The 23,421-nt window shown below is 54.9% G+C and carries 24 protein-coding genes and 1 pseudogene; 10 read left to right on the forward strand and 15 right to left on the reverse strand.

Annotation, left to right across the window (positions count from 1 at the left end; translation table 11 throughout):
- Positions 1–2 precede the first annotated feature (2 nt).
- Positions 3–515: a MarR family winged helix-turn-helix transcriptional regulator gene (locus tag GGQ73_RS07655; protein WP_183895676.1), complete on the reverse strand. Its 513-nt coding sequence runs from the start codon at positions 513–515 to the stop codon at positions 3–5.
- A 289-nt stretch (positions 516–804) separates the two neighbouring features.
- Complete coding sequence (locus GGQ73_RS07660; RefSeq protein WP_183895284.1) at positions 805–1,404, reverse strand: DUF1236 domain-containing protein; 600 nt, start codon at positions 1,402–1,404, stop codon at positions 805–807.
- A gap of 196 nt (positions 1,405–1,600) precedes the next feature.
- On the opposite strand from GGQ73_RS07660, the gene GGQ73_RS07665 reads away from it, so the two are divergent.
- Positions 1,601–2,293: an MBL fold metallo-hydrolase gene (locus GGQ73_RS07665; RefSeq protein WP_183895286.1), complete on the forward strand. Its 693-nt coding sequence runs from the start codon at positions 1,601–1,603 to the stop codon at positions 2,291–2,293.
- A 121-nt stretch (positions 2,294–2,414) separates the two neighbouring features.
- On the opposite strand, the gene GGQ73_RS07670 is transcribed toward GGQ73_RS07665, so the two are convergent.
- From GGQ73_RS07670 to GGQ73_RS07685, 4 genes are all read right to left on the reverse strand, one after another.
- Positions 2,415–2,630, reverse strand: coding sequence for a cold-shock protein (locus tag GGQ73_RS07670; RefSeq protein ID WP_042617292.1), 216 nt, complete (start codon positions 2,628–2,630; stop codon positions 2,415–2,417).
- A gap of 435 nt (positions 2,631–3,065) precedes the next feature.
- Positions 3,066–3,968, reverse strand: coding sequence for a DMT family transporter (locus GGQ73_RS07675; RefSeq protein WP_183895288.1), 903 nt, complete (start codon positions 3,966–3,968; stop codon positions 3,066–3,068).
- A 121-nt stretch (positions 3,969–4,089) separates the two neighbouring features.
- The gene (locus tag GGQ73_RS07680) at positions 4,090–4,398 is read right to left on the reverse strand and encodes a hypothetical protein (protein ID WP_183895290.1); all 309 of its coding nucleotides are present in this window, start codon (positions 4,396–4,398) and stop codon (positions 4,090–4,092) included.
- 171 nt (positions 4,399–4,569) lie between these two features.
- Entirely contained in the window at positions 4,570–5,469 is a 900-nt protein-coding gene (locus GGQ73_RS07685) for an EAL domain-containing protein (RefSeq protein WP_183895292.1), read from the reverse strand.
- 205 nt (positions 5,470–5,674) lie between these two features.
- Between GGQ73_RS07685 and GGQ73_RS07690 the strand changes: the two genes are divergently transcribed.
- Positions 5,675–6,877: a pyridoxal phosphate-dependent aminotransferase gene (locus GGQ73_RS07690; protein ID WP_183895294.1), complete on the forward strand. Its 1,203-nt coding sequence runs from the start codon at positions 5,675–5,677 to the stop codon at positions 6,875–6,877.
- Positions 6,878–6,928: 51 nt separating this feature from the next.
- Here the strand turns inward: GGQ73_RS07690 and GGQ73_RS07695 are convergent, their stop codons facing one another.
- Complete coding sequence (locus tag GGQ73_RS07695; RefSeq protein ID WP_183895296.1) at positions 6,929–8,044, reverse strand: calcium:cation antiporter; 1,116 nt, start codon at positions 8,042–8,044, stop codon at positions 6,929–6,931.
- 184 nt (positions 8,045–8,228) lie between these two features.
- Between GGQ73_RS07695 and GGQ73_RS07700 the strand changes: the two genes are divergently transcribed.
- Complete coding sequence (locus GGQ73_RS07700; protein ID WP_183895298.1) at positions 8,229–8,477, forward strand: DUF2188 domain-containing protein; 249 nt, start codon at positions 8,229–8,231, stop codon at positions 8,475–8,477.
- Between the two features lie 64 nt (positions 8,478–8,541).
- Here GGQ73_RS07700 and GGQ73_RS07705 read toward each other — a convergent pair whose 3' ends face one another.
- From GGQ73_RS07705 to trxB, 4 genes are all read right to left on the reverse strand, one after another.
- Positions 8,542–9,654 (reverse strand): alkene reductase, encoded by a 1,113-nt coding sequence (locus GGQ73_RS07705; RefSeq protein WP_183895299.1) that lies wholly within the window; start codon positions 9,652–9,654, stop codon positions 8,542–8,544.
- 47 nt (positions 9,655–9,701) lie between these two features.
- Entirely contained in the window at positions 9,702–9,992 is a 291-nt protein-coding gene (locus tag GGQ73_RS07710; RefSeq protein ID WP_174153606.1) for an ArsR/SmtB family transcription factor, read from the reverse strand.
- 586 nt (positions 9,993–10,578) lie between these two features.
- Positions 10,579–11,475 (reverse strand): LysR family transcriptional regulator VtlR, encoded by an 897-nt coding sequence (locus GGQ73_RS07715; protein ID WP_045228700.1) that lies wholly within the window; start codon positions 11,473–11,475, stop codon positions 10,579–10,581.
- A gap of 22 nt (positions 11,476–11,497) precedes the next feature.
- A complete protein-coding gene (trxB, locus tag GGQ73_RS07720; RefSeq protein ID WP_174153605.1) occupies positions 11,498–12,472 on the reverse strand; it encodes a thioredoxin-disulfide reductase in 975 nt (324 codons plus the stop codon).
- A gap of 244 nt (positions 12,473–12,716) precedes the next feature.
- On the opposite strand from trxB, the gene GGQ73_RS07725 reads away from it, so the two are divergent.
- Positions 12,717–13,184, forward strand: a complete 468-nt coding sequence (locus tag GGQ73_RS07725; RefSeq protein ID WP_174153604.1) for an Lrp/AsnC family transcriptional regulator — start codon at positions 12,717–12,719, stop codon at positions 13,182–13,184.
- A 10-nt stretch (positions 13,185–13,194) separates the two neighbouring features.
- Here GGQ73_RS07725 and GGQ73_RS07730 read toward each other — a convergent pair whose 3' ends face one another.
- Complete coding sequence (locus tag GGQ73_RS07730) at positions 13,195–14,151, reverse strand: glycosyltransferase family 2 protein (RefSeq protein ID WP_183895678.1); 957 nt, start codon at positions 14,149–14,151, stop codon at positions 13,195–13,197.
- A gap of 312 nt (positions 14,152–14,463) precedes the next feature.
- Between GGQ73_RS07730 and GGQ73_RS07735 the strand changes: the two genes are divergently transcribed.
- From GGQ73_RS07735 to GGQ73_RS07750, 4 genes are read left to right on the forward strand one after another with little or no spacing between them, the layout of a single operon-like run.
- A complete protein-coding gene (locus GGQ73_RS07735; protein WP_183895301.1) occupies positions 14,464–15,258 on the forward strand; it encodes an FkbM family methyltransferase in 795 nt (264 codons plus the stop codon).
- Positions 15,251–16,075, forward strand: coding sequence for a glycosyltransferase family 2 protein (locus tag GGQ73_RS07740; RefSeq protein ID WP_183895680.1), 825 nt, complete (start codon positions 15,251–15,253; stop codon positions 16,073–16,075). The genes GGQ73_RS07735 and GGQ73_RS07740 overlap by 8 nt, the downstream gene beginning before the upstream one ends.
- On the forward strand, positions 16,072–17,100 hold the full coding sequence (locus GGQ73_RS07745) for a glycosyltransferase (protein ID WP_183895303.1): 1,029 nt from the start codon (positions 16,072–16,074) through the stop codon (positions 17,098–17,100). The genes GGQ73_RS07740 and GGQ73_RS07745 overlap by 4 nt, the downstream gene beginning before the upstream one ends.
- A complete protein-coding gene (locus tag GGQ73_RS07750) occupies positions 17,097–18,119 on the forward strand; it encodes a glycosyltransferase (RefSeq protein WP_183895305.1) in 1,023 nt (340 codons plus the stop codon). The genes GGQ73_RS07745 and GGQ73_RS07750 overlap by 4 nt, the downstream gene beginning before the upstream one ends.
- Here the strand turns inward: GGQ73_RS07750 and GGQ73_RS07755 are convergent.
- Together GGQ73_RS07755 and greA are read right to left on the reverse strand one after the other, a co-directional pair.
- Positions 18,103–19,161 (reverse strand): glycosyltransferase family 4 protein, encoded by a 1,059-nt coding sequence (locus tag GGQ73_RS07755; protein ID WP_183895307.1) that lies wholly within the window; start codon positions 19,159–19,161, stop codon positions 18,103–18,105. The genes GGQ73_RS07750 and GGQ73_RS07755 overlap by 17 nt on opposite strands.
- A gap of 30 nt (positions 19,162–19,191) precedes the next feature.
- Positions 19,192–19,668, reverse strand: a complete 477-nt coding sequence (gene greA, locus GGQ73_RS07760) for a transcription elongation factor GreA (RefSeq protein ID WP_174154076.1) — start codon at positions 19,666–19,668, stop codon at positions 19,192–19,194.
- A gap of 222 nt (positions 19,669–19,890) precedes the next feature.
- Here greA and GGQ73_RS07765 point away from each other — a divergent pair, with 222 nt between their 5' ends.
- Together GGQ73_RS07765 and GGQ73_RS07770 are read left to right on the forward strand one after the other, a co-directional pair.
- Positions 19,891–21,123 (forward strand): putative DNA modification/repair radical SAM protein, encoded by a 1,233-nt coding sequence (locus GGQ73_RS07765; protein ID WP_183895309.1) that lies wholly within the window; start codon positions 19,891–19,893, stop codon positions 21,121–21,123.
- On the forward strand, positions 21,123–22,613 hold the full coding sequence (locus tag GGQ73_RS07770) for a UdgX family uracil-DNA binding protein (RefSeq protein ID WP_183895311.1): 1,491 nt from the start codon (positions 21,123–21,125) through the stop codon (positions 22,611–22,613). The genes GGQ73_RS07765 and GGQ73_RS07770 overlap by 1 nt, the downstream gene beginning before the upstream one ends.
- On the opposite strand, the pseudogene GGQ73_RS07775 reads toward GGQ73_RS07770, so the two are convergent.
- Positions 22,594–23,397: pseudogene (locus GGQ73_RS07775) on the reverse strand (LysR substrate-binding domain-containing protein); the annotation flags it as partial. The gene GGQ73_RS07770 and the pseudogene GGQ73_RS07775 overlap by 20 nt on opposite strands.
- Positions 23,398–23,421 lie beyond the last annotated feature (24 nt).

Genomic DNA, 23,421 nt, shown 5'->3' on the forward strand with positions numbered 1-23,421 from the left:
GATTACTCCTTTGCCTCCGTTGTCTGGTCGTTTGCAGCTTGCCTGTCCGTTAGGGGATCACGCATCCTTGCCAGGAATTCTCTCACGAATGCGCGTGCCTCCGGCTGCATTCCTTGCAGGGCACGATCAATACGCCGAGATTGCGGGTCGCTCAGAGCCAGCGCCAGTTCACGCCCCGTCAGTGTCGGGTAGAGCCTGCGCTGCCGACGATCTTCCGGGCCTGCCATCTGGCGAATATACCCGTCATCGATCAACTGCTTTAGGACACGGGCCAAGCTCTGCTTGGTGATCTGCAAGGTGTCCAGAAGGTCGGCGACGGTCATGCCCGGGTTGCGGCACACGAAATAGACGACGCGGTGATGGGCTCTGCCGTAGTCCAGTTTGGACAGGATGACATCCGGGTCGGACACGAAATCGCGATAGGCGAAAAAGAAAGCCTCGATCGTATCGAAGTCGATCTTGCTGTCATCGACATGCGGCAGAGCTGGGTTTTGTTTACCGGCAGTCTTTTTCATCGATTGGGCAGGCACTGTCGTTCCTTTTTACTGCAACCAAGCTTTCGCACCACGAGCGCTGAGACCCGTTCACCGGCCCTCACATCACACTTACGAGGCACTGGTAAGATCGAGACGGCGGACACTAGCCCAAAAACAATGTCGCAGGGAGGATGCTTGCAATCATTTTCTGTTGCGTTCGATAATATGCTGATGAAGCCATATCAACGCAATTGTGCATCCGAATTTTCATGAACGCAAAAAGAGCGCGGTGTGACCGCGCTCTTCCGGTTTGTGCTGGCGACGAAGATTATTCGTAAACGTAAACGATCCGGCGCGTGCTCGGCTCGACCAGAACGGCGCGATCGTTGACGCGAACATAACGATATTCGTAGTCCGGAATATTGGTCAGGCGCGCATCTGCCGGGACCATGCCACCAATGGCGACGTCACCGTCGATAGTGACGACTTCACCGGGGTGGGCGTCGATATAGGTCATGACCTGCTCTGGCGGATCAACTTCTCCGACGCGACCAAGGTTTGGATCACCTGGGTTTGGCTCAGCCTGAACGTCCGATGTTTTCTGATAGGTCACGACGGGGACGTTAACCTCCGAGCGACGCTCGCGCAGGATGACGGGTGCGCCCTCGTACATGACGTTCAGATAGTCGGCGTTGGCCCAACCGCGCACGCCGTTGACTTCGATCCGGCACCACTCGCTGCCGTCCATGCAGCCATCGAGCACAGCCTCACTGCCTCGTGTTGCAAGACCCACTTCAGGATAGTCTTCGCCTGGACCGGACCGTACGGAAACGTCTGATGCGGTGGTGGCGACCATGGCCGCATTCGCATATCCGGCCAGCAGCGCAAACGCACCACCGGCGATCATGACTTTAAACTTGTTGTTCATCTGTCTCACTCCTTTGAAGACTGGGGCATGAACGCACGAGTTACAGGTCTGTTCCCATTTCCGTGATTACTAAAGTTATGCTTTGGATGGCGCCATTCGCTCGTTTGCCAACGACCACAGACATGCGAGTTCGATTGTGCCGTGGCGTTTGTCCGTTTATAGAAAGCGCGTTGTTTTCGAAGAAAAGGATGAAATCATGGGTAAGTTACAGGCAGGCATTATTCCCGTAACGCCATTTCAGCAGAACTGCACGATCCTCTTCGACGAAGACACCAAGGAAGGCGTGATCGTCGATCCCGGCGGCGATGTGGATGTCATCATCCAGACGGTGACCGAAAACGGTGTGATGCTGAAAGAAATTTGGCTGACGCATGGTCATCTCGATCACGCCGGGGGTGCCAAGGACTTGAAGGAGAAGCTCTCGCTGCCGATCATAGGTCCGCACGAAGATGACAGACCGCTTCTCGAGCGTATCGAAGTCCAGGCGCAGACCTATGGAATTTCCGGCCTGCGGAACGTCCTTCCAGACAGGTGGCTGAATGATGGCGATGTCGTCTCATTCGGCGAGCACCATTTCGAGGTTCTGCATTGCCCCGGTCATGCGCCAGGCCATGTGATCTATTATAATCGCGAGCAGTCCTTCGCGCATGTGGGTGATGTCCTGTTCTCAGGGTCGATCGGCCGCACAGACCTTCCCGGTGGCAACCACGAGCAGCTTCTAGCCTCCATACGCGACAAGGTTCTGCCTCTGGGCGATGACGTTGGCTTTATCTGTGGCCATGGTCCAGGCGGGCGGATTGGCCAAGAGCGCAGGACCAACCCCTATTTGCAGGGAATTTACGCGGGTGAGAAAGGGGCTGGGCGGGAAGAGAAAACCAAGCCCGCATGAGCGGCTCTCAGGCTTAGCGCGTTTCCTTGTTAAATGGAAACGTGCTAGCTATCTGTAGGCTGCCGCATAAAAAAACCCGGCATTCCTGCCGGGCTTCAACGAGAAAAGAATGCCGTCAGGGTTAGCCGTCAATCTGCAGATTGACTGCCTTTGGTCCCTTGCCACGACGATCCGGTTCAGTGTCGAAGCTCACTTTCTGGTTTTCTGAGAGTGCGGACAGGCCGGAAGCCTGTACGGCAGAGATATGAACAAAAATATCGGCGCCACCATTGTCTGGCTTGATGAAGCCGAAGCCCTTGTCGGTATTGAAGAATTTAACGGTGCCAGTCTCGGCCATGCATCAGGTCCTTTTCGCTCCGCCCGTGTTCAGCTCCAGGCAGCATTACAGTTTTGCCCGTGAGGGCGTGCGACAGGCAGTTTTGTTGAGAAAATGGACCCTGCGTGGAAAGCTTTTTGACGTTCTGATCAACGTTATTTTTGTCCCCGCCGCTCGGAGTTTTATGTCCCCGAAGCAATTATTTTATAGGCCTTCCCATGCTCGCAACTTGCCCGAACCCCAACAGATTGCTGTGTTTATTTAAAATTGGCAAGCAAAAGTTTTCAGCGGCGAGGAAGCCTCACAGCGGCGGTTAAAACGGCTGACGACGGCGCTGGCAGAATTTTTCTCGTGCGTTCTATCTTGGGAAACGAAAATATTGCTGGTCGTCGGATTTGACGTTTATTTTCGCGTGAGGGCGGTGAATTTTATCTCAGGACGAATGGCGGAGACCGCTCAAGTTTCAGCGACAACACGGTTGTCCCGCCGCTTGAAAACTTCAGGCACCAGTTCGACCAGAAGTATAGCAACAAAAATGATGGCGCAGCCGATATATCCGATCGCCGGGATTGTTTCATTCAGAAAAATCGTAGCAAACAACGCGCCGAACAAGGCTTCCGACGACAGAAAAATGGCCGCCTGCGGTGCAGTCGTGTAGCGCTGCCCGATAACCTGAAGCACGAAGGCAAGGCCTGACGAGACAAGCCCGACATAGAGGATTTCTCGGATCGATGCCTCGACGGCCGCGTAGTTGATGGGTTCGATAAAGATCCCGATCACCATGCTAAGGATGGCGCAGACGGCAAACTGTGTGCATGAGAGGGCAAGCGGACGATTGCTCTGCATGACGAAGCGTCCGGCTAGCGTAATCTGGATGGCCCAGAAAACCGCGCAGATGATGCTCAGCGTGTCGCCTGTGGTCAGCCGGGTCATGCCGCCCCCCGAGAGCAGGAAGATTCCGCACAACATCATCAGCGCGCCCGGCCAAACGATCCAATGGGGATTGCGACGGTAGACGACCACGGCGATGACCGGGACGAAGATGACGTAGAGCGCGGTCAAAAAGCTGGAATTGGTGACGGTCGTGGTCAGCAAGCCGATCTGCTGGGTAATGGCGCCCAAAAATAGGGCGACGCCGACAAGCATGAATGTCTTTGTTTCAGCAAAGCTGGGCCGCGATTCCATCCGGCGGCTCTCCATCATCGCAAAGGGAAGAACGGCGAGAGCCGCGATGGCGAAGCGAAGTCCAACGAACCAGAAAGGCCCGATGCTGGCCATGGCGGTCGATTGCGCAACGAAGCCGCCACCCCAGATCGCTGCGGCGAGCAAGAGGACGAGGTTGGCTTGAATGCGTGTCATGGAACCACCAAAAGCAAAGATCACGCGGCTGCGTGTCTTCTTAAAACATCGATGTGCAGATTTTGGGTGGCTGTATCAGCTAAACGCGACAAGAACAAGAACGCGGGAATGCAGCGCCGTTTCAGTGGCGTCTGTGGCGCCCGGATGTTTCGCGGATGCTGTTTAGGGTCAGAACGATACCGCCAACGGCCATGGTGACGAAACCTGCCACCATCAGTCCGATCACGAAGATGCGGTCGGATGCCTTTGAAATCGGGGCGGATGCTATGGCCGACGTCTGGATATAGTCGATGTCTGCGGCATGCGCCGTGGTTGCCAATCCTGCGGCCATGGTGACAATGACCATGAGCGCCGCCAGTGCCATCCACAACGAAAAAAGGGTGCGCTGCGTTCTCAGCCGGGCCGCCAAATTCCGATCATTGAGAAACATTGTCCCGGTCCTTTGAGAGTGTGGCATGCCGAAATTGAAAGAGAGTGGCACAGTGCTGCGCGACATGCTTAAAAGACCTTTGGAAATGGACGCCAAGTGGACCGAAATCAGACAGTTCGGCGCATTTATTGAGGCGATATCAAGGCATCGGTTAACAGCGTGTTAACGTCCTCAAATTCCACGTTTTCCAAAGGTGCGGCCGGGTTTTGGTCCTGGTGGTTTGTATCCCGTACCGGTCAGGGGAACGCTGTGTGGCTGTGGGCGCGACGGCCCGAAAACCTCTGGAAAACGCTGATTGAAACTCGTTGGTGCAAGCTCGGGTCTTGCCAGAGCATAGCCTTGCATCAAAGCGACACCCAGATCGATGCAAAGCTCTATTTCCTGTTGGTCCTCCAAGGCTTCGAAGATCGGTTCGATATTGTCCATGGCGAATTGTTTGACGATGTGCCGCAGAAGGGCCGCGCCCGCGGAATTGCGCATGAACTGCCGTGCCCATGCAGCTTCGAACTTGACATAATCGGGCTTCATCAGCTTCACCCGCGCAATGTCGGAATCGCCTGCGCCGAAATCGGCTATCGCAACACGAAAGCCCATGGCACGCATATGGTCGGCAAAGTCCGAGACGAGCGTGGTATCGGCATTCTTCTCGGCAATCTCGCAGACAATACGGTCCGGGGTCATGCCCGCTTCATGCGCGGACAGGCGCATCCGCTCGACTTCCTGGCGCATCTTGCCCGGTGTGCGAAACAGGCCAGGATGGAAGTTGACGAAAATCCGTGCGCGTGAGCGCTCCAGCGCACCGGTGTTGAGAATATGGATGGTGCGCAGAATGCTGTCGATTGCCTCGATGTCGTCACCATGAACCTGGCGAAACAACTGTGCAGGCGGGATGAGTTCAGCGCCTTGATAGGGCCGCACCAGACCTTCGAAGGAATCGATGTCGAGCCGGCCACTGGAAAGGCGGCGGAAGATGGGCTGGAGCGCGGATTTCAGGGTGAATCCGCCATAGGTCGTGGACCAGGAGCCATCGGCTTCGTGCATAAGATTTGAAAAAATGCTTTTTTGGGCCACGGCGTTTACCCGGGAAAACACGTCTACGGCGCACCATAGCATACAAAGCGTTACGGGCTAGTTAAGCGATATTTAAAGTACGCTGATGGTAATGTTTTCATGGCATGTGCCCTTGAAACCCGGTACGTCTTTCGACATACCACTTCGCGCAGAAGGCGACAGTCGCAAGCTTCTGCCAATGTCAATTTCAACAGGACCGATCAAAATGGCCTTCCTTGCCGACATTCTCTCCCGCGTAAAGCCCTCCGCCACCATCGCCGTTTCCCAGAAAGCCCGCGAGTTGCAGGCGCAGGGTCGCGATGTGATCGGCCTTGGCGCAGGCGAGCCGGATTTCGATACGCCCGACAACATCAAGGAAGCCGCCATCGCCGCGATCAACGCTGGCAAAACGAAATACACGCCTGTTTCGGGCATTCCCGAGTTGCGCAAGGCGATTGCCGAAAAGTTCAAGCGCGAAAACGGTCTGGATTACAAGCCCGAGCAGACGATTGTCGGCACGGGTGGAAAGCAGATTCTTTTCAATGCTTTCATGGCGACGCTTAACCCTGGCGACGAAGTTGTTATTCCGACACCTTACTGGGTCAGCTATCCGGAAATGGTGTCGATCTGCGGCGGCACGCCGGTTTTCGTTCACACCACTCTGGAAGGCAATTTCAAGCTGACGGCGGAAGAGTTGGAGAAGGCTATCACGCCGAAGACCAAGTGGTTCCTGTTCAACTCCCCGTCCAACCCTTCCGGTGCTGCCTACAGCCACGACGAGTTGAAGGCGCTAACGGACGTGCTGCTCAATCACCCGCATGTCTGGGTTCTGACCGATGACATGTATGAGCACCTGACCTATGGCGACTTCAAGTTCGTCACGCCGGTGGAAGTTGAGCCGTCGCTCTATGACCGCACGCTGACGATGAACGGAGTGTCCAAAGCTTATGCGATGACTGGCTGGCGTATTGGTTACGCCGCTGGCCCGCTGGCGCTCATCAAGGCCATGGACATGATCCAGGGCCAGCAGACATCCGGTGCAACATCCATTGCGCAATGGGCAGCCGTCGAGGCGCTGAACGGTACGCAGGACTTCATCCCGGCCAACAAGAAAATCTTCGAAGGCCGCCGTGATCTGGTTGTTTCGATGCTGAACCAGGCCAAGGGCATCACATGCCCGATGCCGGAAGGCGCATTCTACGTCTACCCTTCCTGCGCTGGCCTGATTGGCAAGACCGCGCCTTCGGGCAAGGTCATCGAGACGGATGAGGACTTCGTGACCGAGCTTCTGGAAACGGAAGGCGTGGCAGTGGTTCATGGCACGGCCTTCGGCCTCGGCCCGAACTTCCGCATATCCTATGCGACATCTGAAAAGCTGCTTGAAGAAGCGTGCAACCGCATCCAGCGCTTCTGCGCAAACTGCCGTTAAGCATTGATCGAATGAGCAGAAAGCCCGGCAGCGATGTCGGGCTTTTTTGTTTCATAGCCCGAGAAACAGCAGCATCAGAAATGCGGCAAACAGGATGAAATGGGTCATGCCTTCAATGGCATTCGTCTCACCGTCATTAAGATTGATGGCGGCCGCAAACAGGGTAATGAAGACCATGACCGTTTGTACTGGCGTCATCGCCATGACGAAGGGCTGACCCGTATAGAGTGCGATGCCTTCCATGACAGGGACTGTCAGAATGACGGTTGAAAGCGATGCACCCATGGCGATGTTGACGACCGACTGCATGCGGTTGCGCAGGGCAGAGCGCATTGCGGTCATGATTTCGGGAGCCGCCGAAATCGTGGCGACAACGACAGCCATCAAAGCAGGCGGCGCTCCACTGCCTTCCAGTCCGTGGCTGAGGAAGGCGGACATGAATTCCGCGAGAACGCCGATCAGCACCACGCCGATGAGGATGATGGCAATGGAGTAGGAGGCCGGTCCCTCTTCATCCTGTTCCGCTTGGGCCTTCTGCACGTCCTTCGCCGATTTCTTGCGTTCGCTGCGTGGATAGCTGTAGCTGAAGAAATAGCTGTGCGGACCCACCTGCATCTTGAGGAACATGCCATAAAGCGCAATCATCGCACCGATGGTGAAAATGGAATAATAATGCCATTTCGCCTCTGGTATGAATTCCGGCACGATCATCGAAATGCCCATGGCGGTCAGGATCATGACGACATAGGTGCGAGCGGAATCATCATTGTAAGGCTGTTCTCCGTGGCGAAGCCCGCCAAGCAAGGCGGCAATCCCCAGAATACCGTTTATATCGATCATGACGGCTGAATAAATGGTATCGCGCACCAAGGTGGGTGACGAGGATTCGCTCATGATAATGGCGAGGATCAAAACCTCGACGGCCACGGCCGACAGTGTCAGGATCATCGTCCCATAGGGGTCCCCAACTTTGGCGGCAAGGATTTCCGCATGGTGTGCTACCCGCATGGACACGAGGATGATGACCGCGATGAGGGCGGCCGCAATCAGGAAGGACAGTGCTTTGCTGCCATCCAGAAAAACATGTTCGGCAAAATAGGCGGCAACTGCGCAGGGGACTGCCGCAAGCAGCATGCGCTCTCGTTTCAGCGTTTTGGCGACTGACATGGTTGCCCTTCCGTATGACTATCTGATTGGTGGGCGATGCGCCGTAATAGGCAGGGTTTGCACATTTGGCATTTTGGTAGGATAGTGGTTGAAGGACATGGCAACAAAGCCGTACTCTGGTCCTTCAATGCACGGTTGCGGCAAAGGTTGCCACTGGCCTTCAATCTATCTGGAGGAGGTGTACATGACCAAAGTTATATATGAAGTTGTCGAGCACGACGGCGGCTGGGCTTACCGGATGAACGGGGCCTATTCCGAAGCATTTCACACGCATGCGGATGCCGTGGAAGCCGCCCGCATCGCGGCTGCAGAGCAGCAGGTTGGCGGCGAGGACGAGGAAATCTACTATCAGGATGAGCGCGGACGCTGGCATGTCGAACACAGCCAGGGCGGTGACAGGCCGGAAGCCGAAGTGGTTGATACCTTGCCCTGACGGACAGCGGCAAACAAAAGAAGCGCCGCGCCCTCAGATGAAGGACGCAGCGCTGGTTGTCAGTTCAGCCGAGGGCAGGGTAGTCGGTGTAACCTTCGGCGCCACCACCATAGAATGTCTGCTGGTTCGGCTCGTTCAGTGGAGCGTCGTCTTTCAGGCGCTTGACGAGGTCCGGATTGGCGATGAAGGCCTTTCCGAACGCGATGGCGTCTGCCTTCCCGCTTTCAGTCGCAGCGATAGCGCTTTCGCGGTCGTAACCATTGTTGGCAATCCAGAGACCCTTGCCACCTGCATGGGTGTAGGCGGCCTTCAGCGCGGCATAGTCGAACGGCTTGTCGCCCTGTTTGAAGTCACGCGGACCACCGGTCGCACCTTCGATCACGTGGATGAAGGCGAGACCACGGCTTCCCAGTTCCTTGACCACATATTCGAACAGCGGCTGCGGGTTGTCTTCGGAAATGTCGTTGGCAGGCGTGACCGGCGACAGACGAATGCCGGTGCGGCCAGCGCCGATTTCCTTGGCAACCGTGTCGACCACTTCGAGCAGGAAGCGTGCACGGTTCTCGATTGAGCCGCCATACTGGTCTGTGCGCTGATTGGTGCCTGACTTCAGGAACTGGTCGATGAGATAACCATTGGCCGCATGGATTTCGACGCCATCGAAGCCAGCATCGAGCGCTGCGCGTGCGCCGGTGCGAAAATCATCGAGAATGAGCGGAATCTCATTCAGGCCGATTTCCCTTGGTTCGGACGTATCTGCAAAACCGCCGGTACCGTCATCATTGATAATGTAGGTCTTCGATTTGGCTTTTATCGGAGACGGAGCAACCGGCTGGCCACCATGGGGCTGAAGCGATGTGTGGGAAATGCGGCCCACATGCCAGATTTGAGCAACGATTTTGCCGCCAGCCTTGTGTACCACGTCGGTGACCTGTTTCCAGCCCTCGACTGCTTCCTGCTTGTAGAGACCGGGCACGTCTGCGTAACCCTGCCCCTGCTGCGAAACCGGCGTTCCCTCTGTTACGATCAAGCCGGCACCTGCGCGCTGTTCGTAATAGGTCGCGTTCAGATTGTTGGGAATGGCACCTGGTGAACGGTTACGCGTCAGTGGGGCCATTACGACACGGTTTGCAAGTGCGATATCGCCTGCCTGTGCAGGCTCGAACAGTTTTGTCATGGGATCGTGCTTTCTCTTCTGGTTGGTAGAGAGTGCCTGAACGGCACCTAAAGCTTCTGGTTCAGATAGGTCAGAAACGTCTCGATGTTTTCCTCATCGCGCTCATAGAGGTTCCATTGCCCTACCTTGCGCGACCGTATCAATCCTGCTGCCTGCAAGGCTGCGAGGTGGGAGGATACCGTCGATTGGGACAGGCCACTGATCTCAAACTGGTGAGCGCACACCCCCATTGTGAAAGGATGTGCCTGGTTGAAATGCCGTTCTGGCTCTTTCAACCATTCAAGGAACTTCAGCCGCATGGGATGTGCAATGGCTTTCAACGCGTCTTCGTGGTTCATCTCGTTTCCGTGTATCTATCCGTACCGATATTTATATCGACAAAACTCGATATCAAGGGTCGTGCTTCTTTTAATTTTGCTGGGCAAAAAAAAGGCCGCTGGATTTCTCCGCGGCCTGACAGTTTGAAGGTTAAAACCTCCAGAGGGGAACAGCTGCCCGACACCAAAAGCATCTGCAACAGCTGACTTCAATATGGAAAGCAAAGGTGCCGACAACAAGGGCTATTCATGTCGTAAATGGCTTGTTTGGCAGAAAATTGTTGCGGGTAAAAAAAGAGGGCCACCGGATTGCTCCAGGGCCCTTATAAGTGTGAAGGTTAAATAACCTCCAGAGGGGAACAGCTGACGCGGCGGAACTGGGAGGAAAAGCCGCCGTGTGCATCAGCTGTGTGCGATATGTTGCTTTTTTGGGCAGCATTCAACTCTTTTTTGTGCACGACAGCCCTGCGTCCCGCGCATCACTCTCATTCGCTGTCATATTTATTTCGCAAATCGATGACGTGAACCTGCTGCTTTCTGCAAAAGGCGGTTCTAATAATGTCATGATTTCAAACGGTTTTAAGCTTATTTCTGATTCTCGCAGAAATCAGAAATTCCAGTTGCGGGCTTTTGCGACGACGAAATCCCGGAAAACTTTCAGTTTCGCGGCGTTCTTGAGTTCGTCCGGGTAGCAGAAATAGGTGTCGAACGATGGAATATCTGCGGGTAGAGAAAGCTGGATGAGGCCAGGATCACGTCCGACGATATAGTCCGGTAGGCAGGCAATACCAATTCCCAGCAGGCAGGCCCGTTTGATCGATGTCTGGCTGTTTATTTGCAAATGCGCAATGCGTGTGTTGTCGGAAGAGCGACCGGCATTTTCCAGCCAGTTGACGTCCAGAAGGTAGTTGGGCGCCGGTTCGCCGAAGGAAATGATCTTGTGGGTATCGAGGTCCTCGATCGACTGCGGCTCTCCATAGCGGTTGATATAGGAGGGGGCAGCGTAGACATGCATATGCACGGTAAACAGCTTGCGCTGAATGAGATCCGATTGCTGCGGTTGGCGCAGACGAATGGCACAGTCGGCGTGGCGCATGTTTACATCCAGTTCCTCATTGTCGAGGATGAGCTGGATCGACATCTCTGGGTAAAGCTGAAGAAACTCCTGCACCTTGTCCGTCAGCCATCCTTGGCCAAGGCCAACGGTGGTGGTGACACGCAGCTTGCCACTGGGCTTTTCCGTCGTCTCCGTCAACTGCATCTTGACGGTTTCTAGCTTCAGCAGAACATCATGCGCGGTTCTATAGAGCAATTCGCCTTGTTCGGTCAGGATAAGCCCGCGTGCGTGACGGTGAAACAGCTTGACGCCGACATCCTGCTCCAGCGCACTCACTTGCCGGCTGATGGCCGACTGGGACAGATGCAGCTTGTCTGCGGCGTGTGTAAACGAGCCTGCTTCGGCTGCCGCATGAAATATGCGCAGTTTGTCCCAGTCCAATGGCATAGGCATGCGGGTCGTACCCTTCCTATTCAGCGGCAACCGCAAGCGGAGCTTGCGCTGCGAGAAATCTTTCCGCCTCAAGAGCGGCCATGCAGCCCATGCCAGCGGCCGTAATCGCCTGCCGGTAGGTATCATCGGTCACGTCACCAGCTGCAAATATGCCATCGACGTTGGTGGCTGTAGAATCCGGTGCCGTCCACATATAGCCGTTCGGCTTCAGTTTCAGCTTGTCCTTGAAGAGTTCGACCGCAGGCGCATGACCGATGGCCACGAAGACGCCGTGAACCGGCATTTCGGTCATCTCTCCGGTTTTCGTGTTGCGAATACGAGCGCCCGTAACCGATGGTGGCATTGGCGGCTTGGCAGGTGTGCCAATAATTTCGGCGATTTCACTGTTCCAGATGATGTTGACGTTTTCCTTCGCGAAAATGCGCTCCTGTAGGATTTTCTCGGATCGGAAGCTGTCGCGACGGTGAACGACCGTCACTGTCTTGGCGATGTTGGAGAGATAGAGTGCCTCTTCCACGGCCGAGTTGCCACCGCCGACCACGATCACGTCCCTGTTGCGATAGAAGAAACCGTCGCAGGTGGCGCAAGCGGAAACGCCGAATCCCTGAAATTGCTGTTCGCTTTCGATGCCGAGCCACTTGGCCTTGGCACCGGTGGAAATGATCAGTGTGTCGGCTGTCCAAACGGCGCCGGAATCGGTTTTCACCGTAAACGGACGACGGGTCGTCTCGACCTCGGTGACGAGGTCATTGACGATCTCGGCACCCACATGCGTTGCCTGCTTCAACATCTGGTCCATCAGAAACGGACCCTGGATCGGATCCGCATAACCTGGATAATTTTCCACGTCGGTGGTGATCATCAACTGGCCACCCTGTTCCATACCGGCAATCAGGACCGGATTCAGCATGGCGCGTGCGGCATAAATCGCGGCCGTATAACCTGCAGGACCGGAGCCGATGATGAGGACCTTTGCGTGACGGGCGGACATGAAACGTTCCTTTCAAAACAGGGAAGTGGGAGTTGGGAGCCGATGTGATAGCTCAACCACGGCCCACCCCTTCAATGGGTGGTATTTAAGAGGGTCCAGTGCAGATATTCAAGGGCAGCCGTGCGTTACCAACAGGGCATAGGGCCTCGAACACGCAATTTTGTGTCGCGGTGTTGAAGGATTATTGCGAATCCCGTCGCGAAGAGTAGAAGGAAGCAGTCCAGATGACTTAAGGAAGAGCATAGTGGCAAGCGTTGAACTTGATGCCATCGATCTAAAAATACTGCGTGAATTACAGCTCGATGGACGCATGACGAATGTCGACCTTGCAGACCGCGTCGGGATTTCCGCTCCTCCTTGTCTGCGACGGGTCCGCAAGCTGGAGGAGGCTGGTATCATCGAAGGCTACCACGCCATGCTGAATGCGCCCAAGCTCGGCTTCGATCTCGTGGCCTTCTGCATGGTGGGCCTGAAGCGGCAATCTGAAACCAACCTCAAGGGCTTTGCTGCCGTGACCGAGCATTGGCCACTGGTTCGTCAAGCCTGGATGGTCTCCGGTGACAGCGATTTCCTGCTCCACTGCGTGGCCGAAAACCTCACCCAGTTCCAGGACTTTGTCATCGAAGTGCTGACTGCCGATGAGCATGTGGATACGGTGCGTACGATGCTCACCATTCGCCAGGTGAAGCGTGTCGGCCTCGTTCAAGTGTAGGCGCTTTAACCTACTTCCAGTCTATCGGCGTTATGAAACCGAGATCGACGAGTTGTTTGGAGCCGGTGAATTTGATCGAGACGCTTTCATCATAAAGGTCAATGGCACCCTTCTGCTCGATTTCCTCCAGCAGCTTCACATAGTGCGCCGAGCCGCCGAAGTGCTGTTTTTCGCGAACGGCTTCCGCAATCTTGTCTTTATAATCGACGAAAAACTTGAAGTGTAACAGCACACCCCAGGTTTTCGGAAAGTTTCGGCCATATGGGAGAGGCCTGTGAGGACTGCTACCGAAATAGCAGCTCTCGTCCCAATAAATGACGGGGTATTTCATCAATTCGTTTTCTTCGCCGAACCTGCGTTTTCGCGGGCCGCCCTTGATGCTGACGCCACGCTTCCCGATTGTCAGATCGTAGCCCTCCACATCCAAAAGGTTCGAAATCTGCCAAGGGCGGGCGTCAGGGTTGTCATCGCCAACCGTAAGATCGCTGTACATATCCAGCATTGGCGCAGCCAGACGTTTGTCGCCCGCAGCTTCCAATGCTTTTATCAAATCGGAAATCGAGCGGGTCTCGCTGTCTGCGAAGATCAGAAACTCATCGGAATCGACGTTTACATACCATTTGTCTTTGCCGTAAATGTCGAATAGTTGCTCACGCCATTGTCGCCCGCGCCTCGCTTGAGAGTAGCGGATTGGCGATGTCCAGAGGTCGACATCGGGTTGGTCCAGCAGGAATTCCCGCGTGCCATCGGTGGACGCGTCATCCACAACGATGAAGCGAGATACGCCGAGCGACCTGTAATGATCGAGGAACTTAGAAATCAATTGCATGTCGTTGTGGCATATGACGACGACATCACAGCCACTGTCACTCAGACGGGTGCTTTGCTTTGCCAAATCCATCGGCACCTTTTGACGAGATCTTTTTTCTCTCGCAGCAATTCGCCAGGTTTCGTATGTCGTTTTCAACGTGTCGATAAAGCTTCGCGACGGAATTTCCGTAAGTTTTGGAAGGTATGGCATTCGATGATCTCGGAAGGAAAAAGCGAACAGCGCATTTTGCTAGCCGCTGTTTCGCCTGTAAACCAAATGTTGTGTCCGGTCGAATTCTTGATGACGTTGTGTTAAATCGCGCTGTCCAGCATTTTTGCAAAAGAGATTCGGCCGATGAGGCTCGAAGGTTCCGCTTGAGAGTGTTCTTCACCGAATTTAGGTCACTTTTTAGCAGCGCGTAGCACAAAAGCAGAATTTTACGTAACAAAACCTTTGCTTGGTCGCCTAGTGCGGGTAATTGATGTCGCAGATTTACGGGACAATTGGGCCTCCCGGCATGATACTCACGTTCTAGGTGTCTTAGTGAAGAAAATCTTACGCTCTGCCAAGAGGCGTTTCCTCGAATTGGTCAATGCAAAATCCATAACCGTTGAAGGCCTGGAGATTGTCATTGAAAAAGGTGTGATACCCGAAAATGTCCGACAGGAACTGCTTCGGGACAAATACGAAGACACCGAGCGAAACCTTCTGCTGACTTTTTTGAAGCCGGGGATGCGCGTGCTGGAGATTGGTACTGGCATCGGCTTTATCAGCTTGCTGGCTGCACGGATCGTGGGTGAAGAGAACGTATTCTGCTACGAGGCGAATGCATCTTTGGAAGCCATCATTCGAAAGAACCATGCGCTCAATGCATTGACGCCAACACTGACAATGCGGGCTGTCACGACGGATGGCCAGGACGTGGTCTTCTATCAAAGTGATAACGTGATTTCCTCGAGTGTCTACGACAGGCAGCGCAACGACCGCAAAACGGTGGTTAAAAGTGTCGCGTTTCATGCTGTTCTTGACGAAATCGATCCGGACGTTCTCGTCATGGATGTCGAGGGCGCAGAGATCGATTTGCTCGCTCTGCCGTCTCTTAAAAATATTCGCCATATCATCGTAGAGCTTCATCCTCACATCGTTGGACAGGAGCAGATCGACGCTTTATTGCTTCATCTGAAACAAGATTGTGATTATTCCGTCGTCGCACGGGACAGAAAAACGGTTTATCTTCAATCCATTGTTGCCCGCGATGCATGAAAAACTCGATCTCTCCGCCTTCATCATCTGCCTGAATGAAGAGGCTTATCTCGGCAACTGCATCGAGAGCCTTGAGCAATGCGCGGAAATTGTGATTGTAGATTCTGGGTCCACGGATGGTACTCAGGCACTTGTACAATCGTACATCGACAAAGGCTGGCCGATCCGGTTCATATTCGAGCCTTGGCGGGGGTACGCCGGGCAAAAGCAATTTGCCTTGAATCAGTGCACGCAGCCCTGGTGCTTCAACATCGATGCGGACGAACGGCTGGATGTCACCTTGCGAACCGCATTGCCGGAACTCTTATCTGCGCCTGATACGATTGTGGGCTGGCGCGTTGCCCGAAGGCCTTATCTTATCGGCTACGGCTACACACCCGAATATGTGCGCGAACGAAAAAACCTGCGGCTGATACGAAGAGGCAGAGGTTCCTACGATCTTACTCAGAGGGTGCATGAGGGTATTGTACCAGATGGTGACGTGAAGGAAGCCGAAAAGGGAAGTTTGCTGCACTACCGCCCTCTCATCCTCGATGAGCAGGTTCTGAAAGAAAATAAATATTCGACGTTAAAGGCCGACCAGAAGCTGGATGAAGGGCGTGACGCGCATCTTCTAGATTTGATATTCTCGCCTTTGTTCTATTTCCTGCGCCTATATTTCCACAATGGTCTTTGGCGCTGCGGAGTTCCTGGCTTCATTGAAGCGACAACGGGCGCTATCTATGCGTTTTTGACGCAGGCAAAGATTTATCAGCGTCATGCGCTGAAGCGACGGCCCAATGTCGATGACATGGAGCGCAGGAGGAATACAAAATGAAAGTCCTGCACATTCATTTCGGAAAAGACGGAGGTGCAGAACGCTTTTTTGTGAATCTCGTCGATGCCTTAGGCGAAAAGGGAGTGGAACAGCGTGTTTTGATCCGCCCCGACCGGAGTTGGAAGACGGCAATCGAAAAGACTGCCATTGTTTACGAAGGTGTCTTCAGACGCATTTCGCTTTCGCGGTTTCTTCTGTCATGGCGTCTCAAGCGCATCCTCAAAGAGTTCAAGCCCGATGTGATCATGACGTGGCAATTGCGGGCCAGCCGCTTCATGCCGAACGTCAAAACAGCCCTTCGGATCTCCCGGCTTGGGGATTACCCTGAGCATCTGGATTACTACCGGAACTCCGAAGTTCTTGTTTGCATCACGCCTGATATGGCCGATCGCGTGAAACGCATGGGCTGGACACGCCGTATCGAGGTTGTTCCCAATTTCAGCAATGCGACACCCGTTCCGCCGATCGCCCGGAGTGCGCTTGATACGCCACAGAACGCTTTCGTCGTCGTTGCCATGGGACGTTTCGTCAAGCGCAAGGGCTTCGCGCATCTCATCCGCGCGATCAAAGAAATAGACGGTGCCTATCTCTGGCTTTTGGGAGACGGGCCAGAGCGCGAGGAACTGGTCAAACTGGTTGACGAGCTTGGTTTGCATGAGCGTATCAAGTTGCCGGGTTGGAAGACCGACGCCTACGCCTATCTCAATGCGGCAGATGTTTTCGCGATTACATCTTTGCACGAGCCGCTCGGGAACGTCTGTTTTGAAGGATGGGGGGCGGGCAAGCCGACGGTGGCGTTTCGTGCCGAAGGTCCGTCTTTCGTCATGACGGACCAAGTCGATGCCTTGATGGTGGATTGTGGCGATGAAGAGGGTCTGCGCGTTGCCATCACTCGGCTCCGGGATGACCCGGACCTTCGTGACACGCTTATCGAGGGTGGATATGCAACAACACGCAGCCGCTTCTCCAAGCAGGCGATTACCGCCTCCTACATGCAACTGTTTGAAAAGGCGGCAAACAAGTGAAAGTCTGCCATTTTCATTTCGGTAAAGATGGTGGAGCGGAACGCTTCTTCGTCCATCTCGTCAATGCGTTGGCAAAACGCGGAGTTGAGCAGAGCTGCGTCATTCGCAAAAATCGGGTCTGGCGCAAAGATATCGAGACGGTGGCGCGTATTACGCAAAGTAATTTCCGTAATCTCTCATTGGATCGGATCCTCCTTCCCATCAAAGTTCGTGCCATGGCGCAGACGTCCAAACCGGATGCGCTCATGGCGTGGGCACCGCGGGCCAGCGAATTGATGCCCAACTATAAAGGATGCATCAAGCTTTCTCGCCTCGGCGACTACCCACCCAAGCTGGATTACTTCAAAAATTCGGACATCCTTGTCTGCAATACGCCCGGCATTGGCGACCATGTTCGGGCATTAGGGTGGACACGCGGCGTGGAAATCATCTCCAATTTCACCGACACGCAGGTCATCGCGCCGGTGTCGCGCGCCGCTCTCGATACGCCTGACGGAGCACCAGTGGTGATGAGCATGGGGCGCTTCGTGAAACGCAAGGGATTTCACACGCTGATCGATGCGGTCGCTGCCTTGCCGGGTGTGTATCTTTGGCTGGCCGGCGATGGCGAGGAGCGGGAACGTCTGGAAGCACAGATCGATGCGCGCGGTATGCGTCAGCGCGTTCGCTTTCTTGGCTGGCAAGATGACACGCGCCCCTATGTGTCAGCCGCCGACGTCTTCGTCATGCCCTCCAGCCACGAGCCGCTGGGTAACGTTATTCTAGAGGCTTGGGCGCAGAAAAAGCCGGTTGTGTCCTCCAAATCCGAGGGGCCACTTTGGTTCATGCAAGATGGTCGAAACGGCCTGCTAGCGGAAATCGATGACGAAACGAGTTTTGCGTCAGCCATCAGCAATCTTTTGAATGACAAGGTGCTGTCGCAGCAGGTTGTCGACGGCGGCTACGAAACGTTGATGAACCAGTTTTCAGAGGAGGCTGTGGCTTCGTCTTATATCGAGCTCTTCAAGCGGAAGCCCTGACCGTATCATAAAGATGTCCGATCCGTTCGGCTTCACCGTCGATCGTGAAGTGTTCGCTCACATGTTGACGCGCAGCGATGGACGCTTTCGTCAATTTGGTGTCGTTATTCAACCAGCGCGATGCAGTTGTGATCATCACGTCCAGCTGGTCTCTCGCGATGACCTCGCCTGTTTCAGGCGTAATGAGTTCTGGAAAGGCACCCACATCGGTTGCAATGACCGGCACGCCTGTCGCCATGGCTTCCAGCGGTGTCAGGCCAAAACCCTCCCAACGTTGGGGCGCGATAAAGAGGTCGAGGGCGCGATACCATTCATTGATATCGGTGTGTTCTCCAACGAACAAAATCCGGTCTGAGAGGCCTGCGGCGCGGATTTTCTCTTTCAGACCGTTTTCAAACTCCACATGTGGTCCGGTTGCGCGCCCGGCGATGATCGCTGACCAAGCCGGCGTTTGCGGCAGGATTTGAATCATCGCATCAACGAAAAGATCAGTCCCCTTTTGGTGACGCACCCTGCCGAAGCAGCCGATATATTTTGGGGTGCTATCGAGGCCAAGAGCTTGTTTTGCCACTGCTTTGTCGACCGGCGGCGAGAAGCGTTCGGTGTCGATACCATGCGTCACCACGGTGCAGGGAACGTCGAGATACGAAGCTGTCTTGTTGCTCGTCGCGATCACCGCATCCATGCGTGACACCAGGAATTTCGTCCAGCCGCTGTGCTTGCGTTGAGATGCAGACGTGAAAACCAGCTTCACCTTCATGCGCAAGATATCGCGCATGATAATGCCTGGGAGCATCTCGATATTTCGCCGCGCGTGCCAGATGCGTGGCCTTTGATCCGGACCCCTTTGCCAAAGCTGCCATAAATCGCGAAAGCGAATATGTGGCAGGCTGTTCGGCAGGCCTGGGCCGATGGCTACCACTTTTTGCCCTTTCCTGTTTTGCACAGGCACAAGCTGGATAATGGTGGATGTTACGCCGGAGAGCCTGCGCTTAAAATTCGGAGCAAGCACCCGGGCGTCAGCCAAGTCGACATGGGGCAAAATCGGGATCTCGTTGAGAAAGAGCTTTGATCAGCCCCAGTTGATGGAGAGGATTTCGTAGCCGCGCGAACCGCCGGGTGCATTCACCTCGATGCTGTCGCCAACTTCCTTGCCGATCAGCGCACGGGCGATCGGGGAGGAAATGGAAATGCGGCCCTGTTTGACGTCTGCTTCTTGATCGCCGACGATCTGATAGGTCTTCTGTTCGTTGGAATCTTCATCCACAAGCTTAATGGTCGCACCAAACTTCACGGTCGTGCCGGACATTTTCGACAGGTCGATAACCTCGGCGCGTGCCGTCAGGTCTTCAAGTTCCGCAACACGGCCTTCATTGTGGCTCTGTGCTTCCTTGGCAGCGTGATATTCTGCGTTTTCGGACAGGTCGCCATGGGCACGTGCCTCAGCAATAGCCTCGATAATACGGGGACGCTCTTCCTGCTGACGAAAGCGCAATTCTTCCTGCAACTTGACGAAACCACCCTGAGTCATTGGTACTTTTTCTACCATTTTTTCTTCCTTCGCATTCAAGCTGCGATACCCGCAGACACAAAAAGAAACAGGTTCCGGAGCAAAACCACGGAACCATGTCAAAATCACAATTTCCCATACTATATCAGAAGACGGGAGTGAAAGGCCAGCACATTTGAAGGTTTTAACCTCTCGTAAATTCACCGACATATCATATTTCAACATTGACTCAGATATCAAGAACATATAGTGAACATATGTATGAAAAAGTCAATAAAAGACCGTTTGGCAGTTCTATCCGACGCCGCTAAGTATGATGCGTCCTGTGCCTCGAGCGGCACGACGAAGCGTAACTCGTCCGCGTCGGGAGGGTTGGGATCGACTGAGGGCTCTGGTATCTGTCATGCCTATGCACCGGATGGCCGCTGCATCTCGCTGCTGAAAATATTGCTCACCAACTTCTGCATTTACGACTGTGCCTATTGCATCAACCGTTCCTCCAGCAATGTGGAGCGGGCGCGTTTCACGGTGGAAGAGGTGGTGTGGCTGACCTTGGAGTTTTACCGGCGCAATTATATCGAGGGGCTGTTTCTGTCCTCCGGCATCATTCGTTCGTCTGACCACACAATGGAAGAACTGGTTCGTGTGGCGAGAGAGTTAAGGGTGACGCACGGCTTCCGGGGCTATATCCATCTCAAATCCATTCCCGAGGCGTCGGCGCGTCTCGTGGAAGAAGCGGGCCTTTATGCCGACCGTCTGTCAATCAATATCGAGCTGCCAACAGATAGTGGTATCGGGCAGTTTGCGCCAGAAAAGCAGCCAATCAATATCCGCAAATCCATGGCAGATATTCGCCTTAAGATCGAAGAGGCGGGCGAACCGACGTTGCAAACGAAGCGGGTGAGGAAATTTGCGCCTGCCGGCCAGAGTACCCAGATGATTGTCGGAGCCGATGGTGCCAACGATACGACGATTCTATCCACGAGTGCGCGTCTGTATGGGAGCTACGGGTTACGACGCGTCTATTATTCGGCGTTCAGTCCCATTCCTGATTCGTCAAAAAATCTGCCCTTGATCAAGCCGCCTTTGATGCGGGAACACCGGCTGTATCAGGCCGATTGGCTCTATCGATTCTATGGCTTCGATATTGATGAAATCGCGTCCACCCAGAAGGATGGCATGCTGGATCTCGATATTGATCCAAAGCTTGCCTGGGCGCTGGCGAACCGGCAACAATTTCCTGTCGATGTGAACTCAGCTGACCGGGAAATGCTGTTGCGGGTGCCGGGTTTTGGTACCAAGACGGTCAAATCCATTCTGTCGTCGCGCCGTTTCCGGCAGTTGCGACTGGAAGATATCGCGCGCTTCGGAGTGTCGTTGAAAAAGGTGAAGGCCTTTGTGGTTGCAGGCGGATGGACGCCGGGCAAGTTGACGGAGCGCCCTGATCTGCGTGCCATGTTTGCACCGCAGCCCGAACAATTGTCTTTGCTGTAATGTTCAGGGTGTCACTGGAGGGGCGGGGAGATTTTACCGAGTGGCGGGATGCTGCGCGGAACTTCCTGTCTGCCAATATTGCCCCGCATGAGATCGAATGGCGGTTTCAAGGCGAGGAGGCTGGTCTTTTCGGGTTCGAAGAGGGAGATCGTGTTCCACAGATCGACGGTGCTAGCAGCGTGAATGTGCCTGCGGCCTTCATGCCGTTGGCGCAAACCATCATCTGCCACAGCGATCCGACCCGCTTTGCGCTGCTCTACCGCCTTCTCTGGCGTTTGTGTCAGGACAGGGCCTTGCTGGAATTCAAGTCTGACCCCGATGTGGTGGAAGCACGAAAGATGGAGAAATCTGTTCGTCGTGACAGCCACAAGATGACGGCCTTCGTGCGCTTCAAGGAAGTGCCTTTGTCACCTGGTGTTGTCGGGAGGAGGCGTTTCATGGCGTGGTTCGAGCCCGACCATTTCATCGTCGAACGCAAGGCGTCATTCTTCCAGCGGCGCTTTACCGACATGGATTGGATGATCCTGACGCCTAAGGGTTCCGCACGTTGGGACGGCGAGACATTGGAAACATCAAGATTTGCCGCGCAACAGCCCGATCTTTCCGACGAAACGGATGAGCTATGGCGCACCTATTATGCCAATATTTTCAATCCGGCGCGGCTGAAGATCAAGGCGATGACGGCGGAAATGCCGAAGAAATACTGGAAAAACCTTCCCGAAGCGGAGCTTATTCCGGATCTCATCTTGAACGCCGAGCGGCGTGTCCTGGAAATGGGAGCAAAGGCTGCGACTGTGCCACAACTGTTTCACCATCGTCTTCAGGCGGCCGCAGACAGCAAACCGGCTCCCGTCCTGCCGGATGCCGAGACGCTGGAAGGATTGAAGCACGAAGCACAAGGCTGCACGCTATGTTCGCTGCATTGCAAGGCGACGCAAACGGTGTTCGGCGAAGGGCCTGGCGATGCCGAGGTTATGATCGTCGGAGAGCAGCCGGGCGACTTTGAGGACTTGGCCGGACGCCCGTTCGTTGGACCTGCGGGAAAGGTGTTCGATCAGGTGTTGGAAGAAACCGGCATCGACCGCCAGTCACTCTATGTCACCAACGCCGTCAAACATTTTAAATATGAGGCACGTGGGAAAAAGCGGATTCACCAGCGCCCGGATGCGGGCGAGGTGCAGCGCTGTCGCTGGTGGCTGACACGGGAGATCGATCTGGTCCAGCCCAAGCTCATCGTTGCCATGGGGGCTACGGCTGTCTTTGCCTTGACCGAATTGCGTGAAAAGCTATCCGACCTTCGCGGCAGGCCGATGCCGATGGAGGGCGGCAGGACGTTGTTCGTCACGGTCCATCCGTCTTATCTGTTGCGCATTCCCGATGAACAAAAGAAGGCGCAAGAGTTTCAGCGATATCGCGAAGACATGCAGTCCATCCGCAGGTTGATGGACGTCGTCAGGAACAGAGGCACGACTATGTCGTCTGTCGGCTAGACCCTCGCCTTGAGGCGGGTGATACGTTGCGTTCATTGGCGGCTTTGACGAAATCGATGAAGGCTCGCAGAGGAGCAGGCACCAAGCGTCGGCCGGGATAGTAGAGAAATGGTCCGGAAAAGCGCTGCCACCAGGGTTCCAACACTGGCTCAAGCGTATCGCTGTCGAAATGGGGGCGCAGCCAGTCTTCGAAAAGCGTGATGATGCCGGTACCGGCCACCGCAGCGTCGACGCCAAGGTCCGTCGCGCCACCGATGCGTACGGTCAATGGCCCGTTGGGCTCGATCAGGATGACCTCGCCATCGCGCTCGAATTCCCATGGCGGGATGGAGCCACTGGCGAAGCGACCGCGGATGCAGGCGTGGCTGAGGAGCTCCCGGGGATGTTCGGGTCGGCCGAACTGTCTGAGATAAGACGGGGAGGCGGCGGTTGCGAGACGCTGGGTGCGTGGCCCGATGGGCACTGCGATCATATCCTGCTGGAGACGCTCATCATAACGGATACCTGCATCGCAGCCTACCGCCAGAATATCGACGAAGCTTTCATCGGTGATGACTTCGAGGTGAATATCTGGATAGGCTGCGAGAAACGGTGAGACGATGTCTGGCAGCACCAGCCTTGCAGCGCTGACTGGCACATTGAGCCTCAGCGTACCGGCGGGCTTGTCGCGAAAGCCATTGACAACATCAAGCGCTGCTTCCACCTCGTTCAAGGCCGGCGTCAGTCGTGCAAGCAGACCCCGTCCGGCCTCCGTCGTCGAGACACTGCGGGTCGTGCGGTTTAGAGCGTTTCCTTGTTAAATGGAAAC

This window comes from Rhizobium skierniewicense (genome assembly GCF_014196515.1).
Classification (GTDB): domain Bacteria; phylum Pseudomonadota; class Alphaproteobacteria; order Rhizobiales; family Rhizobiaceae; genus Agrobacterium; species Agrobacterium skierniewicense.